A 13,216-nucleotide genomic window follows, 5' to 3' on the forward strand; every position below is an offset into this window, starting at 1 on the left:
AATGGACATAGCAAGAAGACAGTTAGGAGCGATTACGGAGAAATAGAACTTGAGATACCAAGGGACAGAAAAGGTGAATTTGAGCCTGTTGTTGTGAAGAAACATCAGAGGGACATTTCAGGGATAGAGGATCAGATAATCTCCATGTATGCCAGGGGAATGACAGTAAGAGATATTCAGAGTCACATAGAGGATATCTACGGTTCTAGATTGTCTGCAGAGAGCATAAGCAGGATAACGGACAAGATACTGCCACTGGTCTCCGAATGGAGAAACAGGCCATTAGAATCTGCGTATGCGATAGTCTACATGGATGCCGTATTCTTCAAGGTAGTTGAGAGTAACCAGGTAAGGAAGAAAGCACTCTATATAGCCTTAGGAGTATCCCTAAATGGCCACAAAGACATTCTAGGTATGTGGATAAGCGAAACAGAAGGAGCAAGCTACTGGCTAAGCATTCTCAACGAATTGAAGAATCGTGGGGTTGAAGACGTAGCAATCTTCTCAATAGATGCATTAAGCGGAATGGAAGAAGCCATAGAGGCTGTATATCCATTCTCAGAGGTTCAGAAGTGCATAGTTCACCAGATAAGAAACACCATGAGATATGTAACCTGGAGGGATCGTAGACCTCTCGCACGCGATCTAAGGACAGTTTATCAGGCACCAACAAGAGAGGCAGGATGGAATGCATTGCTTGCATTAGAAGAGAAGTGGGGTGACAAATACCACTTGTCAATAAAAAGCTGGAAGGAAAACTGGGAATCTCTCTCAACCTTTTTTCAATATCCAGAGGAACTGAGAAGATTGGTTTATACAACTAATCCCATTGAATCAGTTAATAGACAACTGAGGAAGGTAACTAAGAACAAAGGAGTCTTTCCTACGGATACTTCTCTCTTAAAGATGGCTTATCTAGCAATAATAAATATAACAAAGAAATGGACAGTAAGAACCCTTGAATGGTCAAAGATACTAACTCAACTTGTGATAAAGTATGAAAGATTAGCTAAGTACATAAGCTGATTCTTAAACCCATTACAAAAAAGGGGTTTACACAAAAAAAGAGACAGAACCCAAGCATCTCTTTGATCTCACCTTGACCAACGAAGAAAGGATCCTTGCTCTGGAAGAACAGCTTTTCTCTTTGACGGCTGTCTGCTCTCGGTCTATAGAGAACATGAACACAATTCCAAGCAGAAACATTTACAGGCAGGTTTGCTGAGGTAGGATACTCTCTCTTCAGGTCATCCTCGTTCTCCTAGTCAGGACCCGGATTTTCCTTCTTCTTCGTTTTCTTGATTCGAAGTTTATAAGTTGAGCTGTAATTGCATTGTAGTTCTTATTCAATAGGAATAATGCTTGCTATGGTGTCACAAATACAATATAATATGTGCGATAAAAGGAGTGAGCCATATGGAAGAAATAACCACCAGGGAGAAAATTTCGAATTATATAAAGAAGAATCCAAAATCAAGGATTTACTCTATCTCTGATTTTTCCAAATTCGGCACTTATTCCAGTATTCGAAAAGCACTTTCACGCTTGGAAATGGAGGGAAGGTTAATCCGTGTTTCGAGGGGCTTCTATAAGCCCTCGGAATTCAATAAACTTATAAACGAGGAAGTTGCTTCAGATCCTGATCAGTTTGCGAGAGCCTATGCAAAGGCCCACGGGTGGAAAATCGCTCCTTGTAAGGAAGCGGCTTTGAATATGTTGGGTTTGTCGACTCAGGTACCAAATGTTTTTCAGTACGTAAGTGATGGCCCATTAAGAACGGTAACTCTGAATGATGGACGGAAAATCGAGTTCAGGCATAGAACTTGTCGTGAAATAAGCAAACTTAGTTACAAAGAAGCGGCTCTCCTTGAAGCACTTAAGACTTTGGGTAAGGAGCGCATTTCTCCTGATGTTAGGAGTAAGATCCTTCGAAGATTCAGTAAGAGAGAACTGGAAGCTTTAAGGAAGCGAGCTCGGAAGAGCAGGAAATGGGTTTATGAGGAAATCTGCAAATTGATTGAAAGGAGCGGGAATAGTGTATCGCATCGCTAACGAAACTAGCTCGAATTTGAGAGCCATTTTTGCGAATACTGCTTCCAGAAGGGGTATCAGCCCGGCTATTATAGAGAAGGACTTTTGGGTATGTTTCCTACTCGAGGTTCTCTTTCATCAAAGCAAGTATGCAAAGCACTTTGCCTTTAAGGGAGGAACGTCTCTTTCAAAAGTATATAAAGCAATAGAACGTTTTTCTGAGGATATCGACCTGATAGTTGATTGGAGGCTTCTAGGATATTCGTTAACGGAGCCATGGGAATCAAGATCTAGAACGAAGCAAACAAGTTTTAATCAGGAAGCAGCTTTGAGAACTGAACAGTTTCTCGCTACCGAGTTCATTCCACATCTAGAAAAATCATTGAGTTCGTTTATCAAAGATTTCGACTTGTATCTCGATCCAGATGATTCTCAGACCGTTCTTTTTAGATATCCGCAAATATTCACTGACCAGAGTTTACTCCAGGAAATTAGGTTGGAGATCGGCCCCTTGGCCGCGTGGTCTCCATCTGCTGAGAAGCCCATTATTCCCTATGCCGCCGAGGAATTTCCTGAAGTGTTTCGAATGCCAAGTACGCTCATAACGACAGTCGAGGCAAAACGAACCTTCTGGGAGAAGGCGACCATACTCCACCGTGAAGCTAACAGGAAGAACGGAACGTTGCCGCTTAGGTATTCAAGGCATTACTATGATCTTCATATGTTGTGCAACACCCCAATAAAACGCGATGCTCTTGAGGACATCGAATTGCTTCGTAAGGTTGCGGCATTCAAGGACAAATTCTTTCATTGCGCATGGGCAAAATACGAAGAAGCACTACCCTCAACGTTGCGGTTAGTGCCATCCGACAATGTTGTAAAGAAACTAAGAGAAGACTTCAAAAACATGAAAGCAATGATATTTGGTGCGATTCCCACTTTTGACCAAATTCTCGCTACGCTCAAAGAGCTGGAGCATGAGATGAGAAGAATCAGTTATTGAGCAAAACGACGCAAGGCTGGCTTAGGCAGGAAGTGATGCGCCGAAAGATCGCCGGCGGAAGTGATGCTGGGAAGTACATCCCAGGAAGTGATGCTCGCTGGCGCGAGGAAGTGATGCTGGCGCTTACGCGCCAGGAAGCAACAAAGCCTGCTTTTCGCTCAGCGCTGATGAACACTACGTTGAAGGTCAACGGTCCACCGTCCTCCGACAAGAATGAAAAGAGTTGAGGAGCCGTGTCTACGATTTTGCTTCTCACAGCGTAGAGCGGGTTTTCAGAACGAGACAGTGGCCCAGCTGGAGATTTCTGCTTAGTTCGGCTATTTGAAAGATAATCAACTGGACGAAATCGAAGAAAAAGCTGAAAGAATAAACCGAATGCTCTGGAAACTCTCTAAGTCTCTCGAAAAATCGGAGGACCGATAACGGCGACGGAGGACCGCTCTTCCAGCGTTCAGCGGCTCTCAGGGCGAGATTTCGATCAGTTGCATATCGGGATGACTGTCTTTTGTTACTTCACGTCATCCTGGCGTGCTACTGGCCAGGATCTCGATCTTTGGAGCGTTTTAAGACCAGATCCCGATCAGTTGCATATCGGGATGACTGTCTTTTCTTACTTCACGTCATCCTGGCGTGCTACTGGCCAGGATCTCGATCTTTGGAGTGTTTTCATGACCAGATCCCGATCAGTTGCATATCGGGATGACTATCTTTTGTTACTTCACGTCATCCTGGCGTGCTACTGGCCAGGATCTCGATCTTTGGAGCGTTTTAAGACCAGATCCCGATCAGTTGCATATCGGGATGACTGTCTTTTCTTACTTCACGTCATCCTGGCGATGTTCTGGCCAGGATCTTGTTCTTGAACTAAGAACGATAAAACGAGAAGACGCTTTGAGTCTGAGATGAAGCTTGGCGCTAAGAGCGGTTGTTGGTGATACGTGGTTGGTGGTCTGCCAAGAACAAAGAGCTAAAGTTCCTATCAAGTAAAGAATAGCGAAATCCGGTCTGTCAAAACCAACTCAGTTCGTCGGCCTGACAGTTTCTTGGTAAGGGTATGCCATGCTCTACATAAGACCTTGACCAAGAACAAAGAACAGATCCTCTCTTTGGAACGAAGAACAGATCTTTCCTCTTGAACGGTCAACGGAAAACCCCTCTTCCCAACGATCAGCGGTGCCATGAACAGGATACCCCAAACAGGAGCATTTTGGGGCAGGCTAAGTGAGTGGATCTTGCGCGGGCTCTAGGGAATGACAGTTTGGGTCATTAGCGGGTCTGCATCTTATTTTCTTTATCGGGAACCACTATAGATCTCTTCCCAAAGGTCACGAAGCTCCGGATTCATTTTCTTGATCAGTCTTAGTTTCCATTCTTTTTTCCAGCTCTTCAGTTGTTTTTCCCTTCTGATAGCTTCTTTGATTGTCTCATGGTACTCATAGTAGACAACGATTACGCAATTGTACTTGTCAGTAAAACCTTCTACGATTCTGCTCTTGTGTTCAAACACCCTTCGAAGAAGATTGTTAGTTACACCAACGTAGAACAAAGTTCTGGAAGGATTTGTCATTATGTAAACAAACCCTGAGTTCATTACATCACCTCATACGAATAAGAAGATGAGTGTTTTTATGATAGCACTGTGATTGCCTTTTGATGAGTGCACGTGAAGAAAAAGAGCGAGATCCCGTGCAGGTACCCTGAACAGGTGCACATCAGGGCGGGCTCTACGGGATGACCCTGAACAGAACATTTTCATGGCAGGCTTCATTGGGGCAGGCTCTACGGGATGACTGTCTTTTCTTACTTCACGTCATCCTGGCGATGTTCTGGCCAGGATCTTGTTCTTGAACTAAGAACGATAAATCGAGAAGACGCTTTGAGTCTGAGATGAAGCTTCGCTGCGAGAAGAAGCAAATTCGAGACACCGAAGAGTAAGGAGAAAAAGCAGATCCTGTGCTGAATCCCTTAACAAGAGACCCCAAGCAGGAGTTCTGAACAGAAAACCCTGAACAGAACATTTTCATGGCAGGCTTCATTGGGGCAGGCTCTACGGGATGATGACCATTAGTGGTCGGGATAGAATAGCAACTCATTTCTGAACTTGTTTCAGCATCTAGTTCCTTCGATGACCGTCAACGGAGGAATCTTCATTGATTGGATCGAAGCCAATATCCTGAAAGGAGCACGTTCATGAGGGGGTTAAGTGATTCTTCGATTATTGTGGTAGTGAACGGTCGTTCGCCCTCCTAATGTCAAATACGACTATTCCTCGACTAGAAATTGAAGCAAGTTTTTCTTTGTCATTTGAAGATGGTCGGCGATTTCCGTGAGTATGGCGTTCAAAGTACCTGGCTTCAGCAGACTGTGTCTAGGTATAGTTATATGATGCTCACCTTTCTCTTTTGTAGTCAGCCTGACATGGCTGCCGCTTTGGCGTGTGACTTCGTAACCTAACTTGGAGAGAACTTTGCACAGTTCTTCACCGCCGATATCCCTCGGGAGTCTCAAAGCGCAATTACCTCTTCTTTGACGAAATGCAGCCTGATTATTCTCGGGAGGTCATTTTCATCGAAATGACATCTGATGGCATCTCTGATTTTCTCCCTGAGTTCTTCAAGAGTCTCCGCTTCAGTAACTATTGACTGGCCCAAAGCTCGCGCAATGAACCCCGAAACAGAATCCTCTTCAACCAGAAAGATTATCTCGCTATTCACCTTTTACCTCCACCTTTTCTTCAGAAACCGCTCACTGTTTAAGAATCACTTAGTCAAGTTATCGGTCCCGCAATACTTCGGATGAATCATTTCGATTCGTATGAGCTCACAACCAATCAGAAGAATTATACCATCATCGAGAAGTGATGCAGCTGACGCAGGAAGCCTCTCAAGTCAACCGTCAACGGTCCACCGTCCTCCGACAAGAATGAAAGGAGTTGAGGAGCCGTGTCTACGGTTTTGCTTCTCACAGCGTAGAGCAAGTTTTCTGCTCTTAAGCGTTCAGCGGCTCTCAGGGCGAGATCCCGTGCAGGTACCCTGAACAGGTGCACATCAGGGCAGGCTCTGCGGGATGACTGTCCTTTCTTGCTTCACGTCATCCTGGCAATGTTCTGGCCAGGATCTCGTTCTTTGAAACAGTTGCAAGTGACAAGTTGCAAGTTGAATAAGAAAGGTTATCCGTTATCGGTTCACCGTTCGCCGAGGATAATCGGTTCTTCGTTCCAGAGCAAGTATCTGTTCTTCGTTCTTGGGCAATCGACGACGAGGCGGATCAGAGGTAAGGGGAATGAGGCTAGAGGTAAGAAGATCAAGATCTCTTCGCTCTTCCGACCTCTTGCCTCTGACGTCAAGCTCTTCCCAAGGACGGGTCCATGATCTGGGACGAGTCACGAAGGACGGTTCTCCACAGCGCTCAGCGGGTTCTTGTTCTTAAGCGTTCAGCGGCTCTCAGGGCGGGCTCTACGGGATGAAGGTGCGGGGGTAGCGTTATGAACCTATTGGAAAAATGTGGTCGTTATAGGTCTTTCCTCAGGGGAGCGATCCCCGGTGCAAAAATGGCTGTTTCCTTAGTATAATATGCTATGGAAGGAGGAATCGATGCCAACAATAAGCATGTTCTACGGAATAATTGTGAGGATGTACTGTTCTCCTAATGAGCACAATCCTCCTCATATACACGTTTACTATCAGGAACACAGTTCTACCGTCTCAATTCCTGATGGAGAACTTCTAAGTGGCGAGATTCCCGCAAAGAAGCTTCGATTAGTTCAGGCGTGGATTGAGCTTCATTCCGATGAGCTAATCGCTAACTGGAAACTTGTGACAGACGGCGAACTTCCCTTCAAGATAGAGCCACTAAGATGATGGAGGTATTGACATGAGTATTGGAGTGAAGTCGATAAAGAGCTGTAAACCTTATCAGCTAATACTTGAGTTCAGTAATGGGGAAGAGAGAGCGATAGATCTGGAGGGAATACTGAACATAGGAAAATTCTCGGAGCTACGAGACCCGAAAGTCTTCTGCTCAGCTCGAATTAGCTTTGATACAATTGAATGGTCCAATGGACTGGACATCTGCCCAGAGTATCTCTTTGATCATTCAAGCCCTATAGCAGTACCCCGTTGAGAAAACGGAATTCTCTGAGTAGTTCAATTTGGTTTCTCGCTCGCGAGAGAGCCGTTCATTAGACGCTGCGCGTCCAAGTTCTTCGCAAAGAGAGAAGTTCATTGTTCTGGTGCTTTGCACCTAGGTTCTTCGTTCCGACACTTCGTGTCCAGGTTCTTGGTCTCCTAGGCGTAAGGGAAAAAAAGACGTAAGAGGCCAGAGGTAAGAAGAGCAATTAGATCTTGCCTTTCTGACCTCTAGCCTCAAACCTCTTACATCGTACGCAGCTCAAGACGGTCGAGATTAGATCCCGTGCAGGTGCCCTGAACAGGAGCATTTCAGGGCAGGCTCTACGGGATGACATCGCAGGGGTCTTGAACAGGAGACACAACAAAAGCCGCAAACAGGTGCCCTAAAAAGAAGACCCTGAACAGGGACTTTTCAGGGCAGGATAAGTGAGTGGATTCCGGGGAAGGTTCTACGGGGATGACAGTCTTTTCTTGCATTCTGTCATTCTGACGAAGGTCCTGGTCAGAATCTCTCGGTCTCAGGATCGGATGGAGGGATTGCTATTACTCAATGAAGATTCAGTCTATCAGATTTTTTTAGAAGGTCGCCGATTGTCTTCACTGTTTCGACCACATCGTTGAACTGAATGTTTTTGGCATAGCTGTTTTCATTTTGATAATTCTTCCAGAGCCTTTTCTGGTATTCTGATTCCTTGAGTTCGGAGACAATGCTTTCATAATCAACAATTGTATTGGACGATCCTCGCCTAAGCGCAGTGTTTTCGATTGCTTTTCTTAGAATAGCTAAAGAGATTTGGTCTTTCTTCAGTCTGAAAAGAGTGTGAATGTCGTACAAATCTCTGGGACGAGAACTCAACACAGTTCTTCTTAAAATGGTCTCGTATTTCTCGGCGAGTATCGTTTCAAGTGTGTATGCTTTTATGATGATTTTCTCTTTTCCGAAGATTGAGCGATACTGGTAGTCGATTTCTCCGGGAGTTATTGCATCTCCGGTTGTCATGTCGATTCTCATCGGAACTCTGATTCTGTCGCATCTAGCTTCTAGTGAAACACGGAAGTTGTTGTATTCGTCTTCCTCGCGGATTGGCACTATTCGCTCGAATGTGAAACTAACTTCGTCATCAAGGGCTGTGTCAATTATTTCGGTCACAACCCTTTTTAGCGTGCCTTCATTCATTGCAAGGTTCTTGACTGTGGTATCCATATCTATTGTGGTTCTCTGTCCTATACCAATCATGGAAGCAATCAAGAGGCCTCCTTTCAATATGAATGACTCTCTGTAAAAGGATCTAGCCAATCTCTCAATAAACCTTTCGAACATGAACATGTGAAGTATCTCTCCCGCATTCAACCCTTTCTCTGAGGCGCTTTTTCGAATCTCGTTTTTCAACTTTTCAGCGTTCATCACAGTAGAACCTCCGTGTAGGTATGCAAGAGATCTTCAACTCCAAAAACGCGTGAGTATTTTGACAATTTCCCAAGATCTTGCCTGCCCCTGAAATACGCTTTCAAGGCACTTGAGATGATCTGAATATCAAACTTGTCCTTCTCTTTTAGCAGATCGCAGATTGTCCTTTCGGAATCGTAAGACCTTACAGTGTTTCCAAAAGGCGATTTAACACTTGCCAGACCCATATTAAAAAGTGAGCGTTTTATGTAATGGAAGACCAGATCATCGTACTCTCTCGAAAGATAGGTTACGTTCGAACCCTGAGATACTGTTATATGGTATTGGGATGGCGCCCGGTCTGAAAGTCCCAATAGATAAAGGGAGGTTGTGTGCGAAAAGATACAGGATTTGCACCTCATCTGGAGTATCTTGTAGTCATCTGTTATACTTCCTGATAAAACGTATCTTCCTCGCGAGACTCTCTCAACCTCTCCCAACTCAAGAAGTCGTCTTAACTTTTCCTTTCTAATTCCCTCCGCAACAACATCGCCGGTTTCAATGAAACCATTGTTTTCGGCAGCGATCTGTTTGATCTTCTCTAAGTCATCCATCGTTTCACCTTCTGTACGTGCGTTCTTTAATTGTATCATATTAAAGCATGTTAGTACACCTTGATATTACGCGAGAACAAAAGGCTGGCTTAGGCAGGAAGGGATGCCACCTTCGGTGGGACGCATTGCACTGAGGAGCATCAGTGGACGCAATGCCGGCAAAGACCGTGCCGGGACGCAAGGCTGGCGAAGATCACGCCAGGTCGCAATGCCCAGAGAAGCATCTGGGGACGCAAGGCCCGCTTCGCGGGGAAAGAGCCGCTGAAGACTGGACGCTGGGTAGAGCATGGACCCGCTGGCAAAGATCAAAGAGCCGCTTGTAGGGGCGAACGGCTGTTCGCCCTCCTAATGAACTGATAACTTGGACGAAGAGGTTTTCAGATTATTAAGGTATCGGTGAAGACATGGAGCAACTCAGATGGTTATGCAGTGGCATGTTCTTTCATCAGAAAATTCGTTGATCTCTCTGCGTGTGTGCGACTTGGACAACGGTCAACCGTCAACGGTCCACCGTCCTCCGAGAAGAGCATATTTTGTTGAAAGGCGCAATGCGCCGAGGAGCATCTGGGGACGCATGGCTGGCTTCGGCGGGAAGTGATGCCACCTTCGGTGGGACGCATTGCACTGTGGAGCATCAGTGGACGCAATGCCGGCTAAGAACATGCCGGGACGCAAGGCTGGCGAAGATCACGCCAGGTCGCAATGCCCAGAGAAGCATCTGGGGACGCAAGGCCCGCTTCGCGGGGAAGGAAAACTAGCCAGTCACCTTCGGTGGCCAGTTCCGGCTGCGCCGGCCAAACGTAGACAATTGAGAAAGAGAACATCGAGAGGTTCGCTGCGCTCACGAGAGAAGAGAGAGAGCCAGTCACTGGTGAAATGAGACGCAATGCCGGCGAAGACAGTGCCGGGACGCAAGGCTGCCTTCGGCAGGAAGTGATGCTGGCGCTTTCGCGCCAGGAAGCTGAAGAACATAAGAAAATGAACACAACGAGAATACTTGAAGCGAGGATTTCCAGATGATATATTATCCTCAGTTTATTTTGAAGAGGATACTTGATGGAGATCGAAAGGCTTAATATCTGGAAGCTTGGTGTTGGGCTTGCAAAGGATGTCATATTCTCACAGAGAGATTTCCTAAGATTGTTGCCCTGACAGTTTTCTTGTCATTCAGAAATTCGGAAGCGTTCTTGATTTCCTTACAGAAATCGAAAATAAGATCGATTTCAGCTATTATGTCATTTAGATAATCTGAGTATACGCGCTTCAAATTTCAATGGCCTCTCTTAGAATATGTTCTCCGATTAAAGGTTTTAAAGTGCTTTCGTCAACAAGATCTATCTTGACTGACAAGAGGCTCGACAGTTCATTTCTGAGGTCGATGTAATCAATCAGCGTTAGGTTCGCATTCTCTTCAAAGCGAACAAGAAGATCTAGATCGCTTTCTTTGTTCTGCTCACCACGGGCATAAGAACCGAAGACTCTCAGCGATTCGATTTGATAGCGCAATCTGAAGTAAGGCATTTCGTCTTTCAGTACGCTTAGAATCTTATCAAGACTCTGCATCAGTTCTCACCTCATAAAAATTATATCATTGCATGTCATGGCCCAGAAGTGGAGAGGAAATTGCAGATGAATAAGGACTCCATTTTTGCATTATGGTAATGACGTTCTTCGTTGCAGAACTAGCAGCTTTGTTCTTCGTTCTTGGCAAAGAGCGTGAAAGAAAAGAGAGAGGGGAGAATGATGAGAAGTATGAGATTCTGTGCAAAGGCAAATCAGAGGTAAGGGGAATGAGGCTAGAGGTAAGAAGATCAAGATCTCTTCGCTCTTCCGACCTCTTGCCTCTGACCTCAAGCTCTTCCCAACCCAAGGACGGGTCCATGATCTGGGACGAGTCACGAAGGACGGTTCTCCACAGCGACCAGCGGGTTCACCGTTCTTAAGCGATCAGCGGAACTTCTGGCGTAGAGCGGCCTTTTCGGTGAACGGGTACTTGTTCTTGGACGGCTTACGGAGGAGGACTGTTCTCTTCAAATCGTCCGGCGTTGTATGACGAGATTCCAATGAGGATCACGCCTTTTCCCAAAACACGAAAACGAACATTCACAACAGGTAGAGCGCTAATTTGCTGCAGGATGAGACTGAGATCGCGAAACTATAGTCACCTCTCTAAGGAATAGCAGCTAGCATTTTTCAAGTGAAATAGTTTATGAGGTACTAACAACTCGTATGTGATATACTGAGGTTATGAAGAGGAATATGAGTTTCTCAGATATCGAAGTTGCTTTGAAGGCTTTGCATTCTCAGATAAAGAGGATTGGTAAGAAAGTCGGTCTGGTTGTTTGTGGTGGCACCGCGCTGAACGCTCTTGGTTTAGTCCAGAGGACAACGGCTGATATTGATGTGGTTGGTTTCGCAGAGAAGTCGAGGATCAGATTGTCGTAAGTAAGGCCGAATTCCCGGTTTGGCTTCTAGACGCTGCCGGAAAAGTGGCCAGGGATCTGGGGCTTCCCAGAGACTGGATAAACGACGGACCGGCATCACTCGTAGAACTCGGTTTGCCTGAAGGATTTTCGAAGCGACTAACCAAGGTTCAAATTGGAAGCTCACTTTCTGTATATTATATTTCGCGAATAGATCAGATTCACTTTAAGTTGTACGCTTCAGCTGACCGAGGCGGCTATCACGTAGATGATCTGATGAAGTTAGAACCAACGGAAAGTGAGATTGTGGAGGCAGCAAAATGGACAATGACTCATGATGTCTCGCCGGCTTTTAGAGTAATCTTGATCGATCTTTTGCGGAGGCTTGGTTTTGATGATGCATCCAAAGAGCTTTAAGAGATTGATTATAGATAATGCAGTAGGGATATTGTGGAGCCAGTGGGCAAATCTTGGTGCTTGGTCGAGAGCCGAGCAAACGATGAAATGTTTTAGTGATCCGGAGAGCGCTATTGCCTTTTCCAGTTATTTATGTAAACACGAAAAGCGTCTACAAAAAATCTCCCTGGACTGGAGCGTAGTAAACCTCAAATATATCAATCATTCTCGCTTGAAAAGACTTCGGAAAGTTGTTACCGATCGTATTGAACTACCGGTTGATGTTTGTGAAGTGCACGCTGCAACTACTTCCAGCAAGTACATCACCGAGCCCGACGCAAGAGACATAACGAACTTGCTTATTCGACTGAGACTAATATTCGGATCTACTACCAGAGCCGAGGTGATATTCCATTTACTGACTAGGGGAAGCGCAAACTCGAATCAAATAGCGAGCCATCGCTTTCTCAATCAGAAGGCAGTACTTCTAGAACTAGAGAAGCTAGCTAAGGCCGGCGTTTTGGTAGAGAAAAGGTCGGCAAGAGAGAGACTGTTTTCCGTCCAAGAAGACTTCGCGAGACTTTTCAAATTTGAAATTCAGCCGATTAGTTCTCCATGGTTTCTTCTTGCTTCGCACTTGATTCTGGAAGAATGTCTCAGAGATGACTTAATTGAGGATGAGTATCTGGTCCTCTCTGCATTCATGGATCACAAAAGAAGATTGTCTGAATATCTGCAGAGAGCCGGTAGTTGTAAATTGCCTATTTCAGGATCCACAGCCTACGAGTTATATGAGAGTGTTACTGAGTACTACACATGTCTTTGCACACTCTTGTAGGAATGAGGCTGCTCAGCAGAGCGCATTGCCGGCGAAGACCGTGCCGGGACGCAAGGCTGCCTTCGGCAGGAAGCCACTCAGGTCAACTATTTCTTCTGCTTGCAACTGACAACATAAAACTTGGAACTGCTTCTCTTTCTGGTGGACGGCGGACCGTTGACGGGCAACGTTGTTTTGAACAGCGTACAGCGGCTCTTACATTCGAGATCCCGATCAGTTTCATATCGGGATGACAGTCCTTCACGTCATTCTGAAGTGCTCCTGTTCAGGATCTGGGCTTGGGTCTCAGCGAAGGACGGGTCCATGATCTGGGACGAGTCACGAAGGACGGTTCTCCACAGCGTTCAGCGGGTTCACCGCTTTTAAGCGTTCAGCGACCTCTCTCTCGCCAACA

The 13,216-nt window shown here is 45.6% G+C and carries 14 protein-coding genes; 8 read left to right on the forward strand and 6 right to left on the reverse strand.

Annotation, left to right across the window (positions count from 1 at the left end; translation table 11 throughout):
- From RJ60_RS06080 to RJ60_RS06090, 3 genes are all read left to right on the forward strand, one after another.
- Positions 1-1,026 (forward strand): IS256 family transposase (locus RJ60_RS06080; RefSeq protein WP_103134257.1); only part of this gene is annotated, 1,026 nt, incomplete at its 5' end.
- Positions 1,027-1,416: 390 nt separating this feature from the next.
- Positions 1,417-2,052 carry a DUF6088 family protein gene (locus RJ60_RS06085; protein WP_103134258.1) on the forward strand — a complete coding sequence of 212 codons (636 nt, stop codon included), beginning with the start codon at positions 1,417-1,419 and terminating at the stop codon, positions 2,050-2,052.
- On the forward strand, positions 2,036-3,034 hold the full coding sequence (locus RJ60_RS06090) for a nucleotidyl transferase AbiEii/AbiGii toxin family protein (protein ID WP_103134259.1): 999 nt from the start codon (positions 2,036-2,038) through the stop codon (positions 3,032-3,034). Before RJ60_RS06085 ends, RJ60_RS06090 begins: the two co-directional genes overlap by 17 nt.
- 1,291 nt (positions 3,035-4,325) lie before the next feature.
- Here the strand turns inward: RJ60_RS06090 and RJ60_RS06105 are convergent.
- The 3 genes from RJ60_RS06105 to RJ60_RS06115 form a co-directional block, all read right to left on the reverse strand.
- Positions 4,326-4,625 (reverse strand): GIY-YIG nuclease family protein, encoded by a 300-nt coding sequence (locus RJ60_RS06105; RefSeq protein ID WP_103134261.1) that lies wholly within the window; start codon positions 4,623-4,625, stop codon positions 4,326-4,328.
- 671 nt (positions 4,626-5,296) lie between these two features.
- On the reverse strand, positions 5,297-5,542 hold the full coding sequence (locus RJ60_RS06110) for a type II toxin-antitoxin system HicA family toxin (protein WP_103134262.1): 246 nt from the start codon (positions 5,540-5,542) through the stop codon (positions 5,297-5,299).
- Entirely contained in the window at positions 5,539-5,748 is a 210-nt protein-coding gene (locus RJ60_RS06115; RefSeq protein ID WP_102819198.1) for a 2-oxoisovalerate dehydrogenase, read from the reverse strand. Before RJ60_RS06115 ends, RJ60_RS06110 begins: the two co-directional genes overlap by 4 nt.
- Before the next feature lie 879 nt (positions 5,749-6,627).
- On the opposite strand from RJ60_RS06115, the gene RJ60_RS06125 reads away from it, so the two are divergent.
- Entirely contained in the window at positions 6,628-6,894 is a 267-nt protein-coding gene (locus RJ60_RS06125; RefSeq protein ID WP_103134264.1) for a DUF4160 domain-containing protein, read from the forward strand.
- Between the two features lie 13 nt (positions 6,895-6,907).
- Positions 6,908-7,156 carry a DUF2442 domain-containing protein gene (locus RJ60_RS06130; protein ID WP_102819196.1) on the forward strand — a complete coding sequence of 83 codons (249 nt, stop codon included), beginning with the start codon at positions 6,908-6,910 and terminating at the stop codon, positions 7,154-7,156.
- A 555-nt stretch (positions 7,157-7,711) separates the two neighbouring features.
- Here RJ60_RS06130 and RJ60_RS06135 read toward each other — a convergent pair.
- The 3 genes from RJ60_RS06135 to RJ60_RS06155 form a co-directional block, all read right to left on the reverse strand.
- Positions 7,712-8,569, reverse strand: coding sequence for a nucleotidyl transferase AbiEii/AbiGii toxin family protein (locus RJ60_RS06135; RefSeq protein ID WP_258006200.1), 858 nt, complete (start codon positions 8,567-8,569; stop codon positions 7,712-7,714).
- The gene (locus RJ60_RS06140) at positions 8,569-9,165 is read right to left on the reverse strand and encodes a type IV toxin-antitoxin system AbiEi family antitoxin domain-containing protein (protein ID WP_103134266.1); all 597 of its coding nucleotides are present in this window, start codon (positions 9,163-9,165) and stop codon (positions 8,569-8,571) included. The genes RJ60_RS06135 and RJ60_RS06140 overlap by 1 nt, the downstream gene beginning before the upstream one ends.
- 1,263 nt (positions 9,166-10,428) lie before the next feature.
- On the reverse strand, positions 10,429-10,728 hold the full coding sequence (locus tag RJ60_RS06155; RefSeq protein WP_099829278.1) for a nucleotidyltransferase family protein: 300 nt from the start codon (positions 10,726-10,728) through the stop codon (positions 10,429-10,431).
- Positions 10,729-11,412: 684 nt separating this feature from the next.
- Here RJ60_RS06155 and RJ60_RS16040 point away from each other — a divergent pair.
- Genes RJ60_RS16040 through RJ60_RS06170 form a run of 3 tightly spaced genes read left to right on the forward strand, consistent with a single transcriptional unit; the run spans position 11,413 to position 12,822 of the window.
- Positions 11,413-11,610, forward strand: coding sequence for a nucleotidyl transferase AbiEii/AbiGii toxin family protein (locus RJ60_RS16040; RefSeq protein ID WP_258006198.1), 198 nt, complete (start codon positions 11,413-11,415; stop codon positions 11,608-11,610).
- 44 nt (positions 11,611-11,654) lie between these two features.
- Positions 11,655-12,005: a hypothetical protein gene (locus RJ60_RS16045; RefSeq protein ID WP_258006199.1), complete on the forward strand. Its 351-nt coding sequence runs from the start codon at positions 11,655-11,657 to the stop codon at positions 12,003-12,005.
- The gene (locus RJ60_RS06170) at positions 11,980-12,822 is read left to right on the forward strand and encodes a hypothetical protein (protein WP_103134269.1); all 843 of its coding nucleotides are present in this window, start codon (positions 11,980-11,982) and stop codon (positions 12,820-12,822) included. Before RJ60_RS16045 ends, RJ60_RS06170 begins: the two co-directional genes overlap by 26 nt.
- Positions 12,823-13,216 lie beyond the last annotated feature (394 nt).

This window comes from Mesotoga sp. B105.6.4 (genome assembly GCF_002896535.1).
GTDB lineage: Bacteria > Thermotogota > Thermotogae > Petrotogales > Kosmotogaceae > Mesotoga.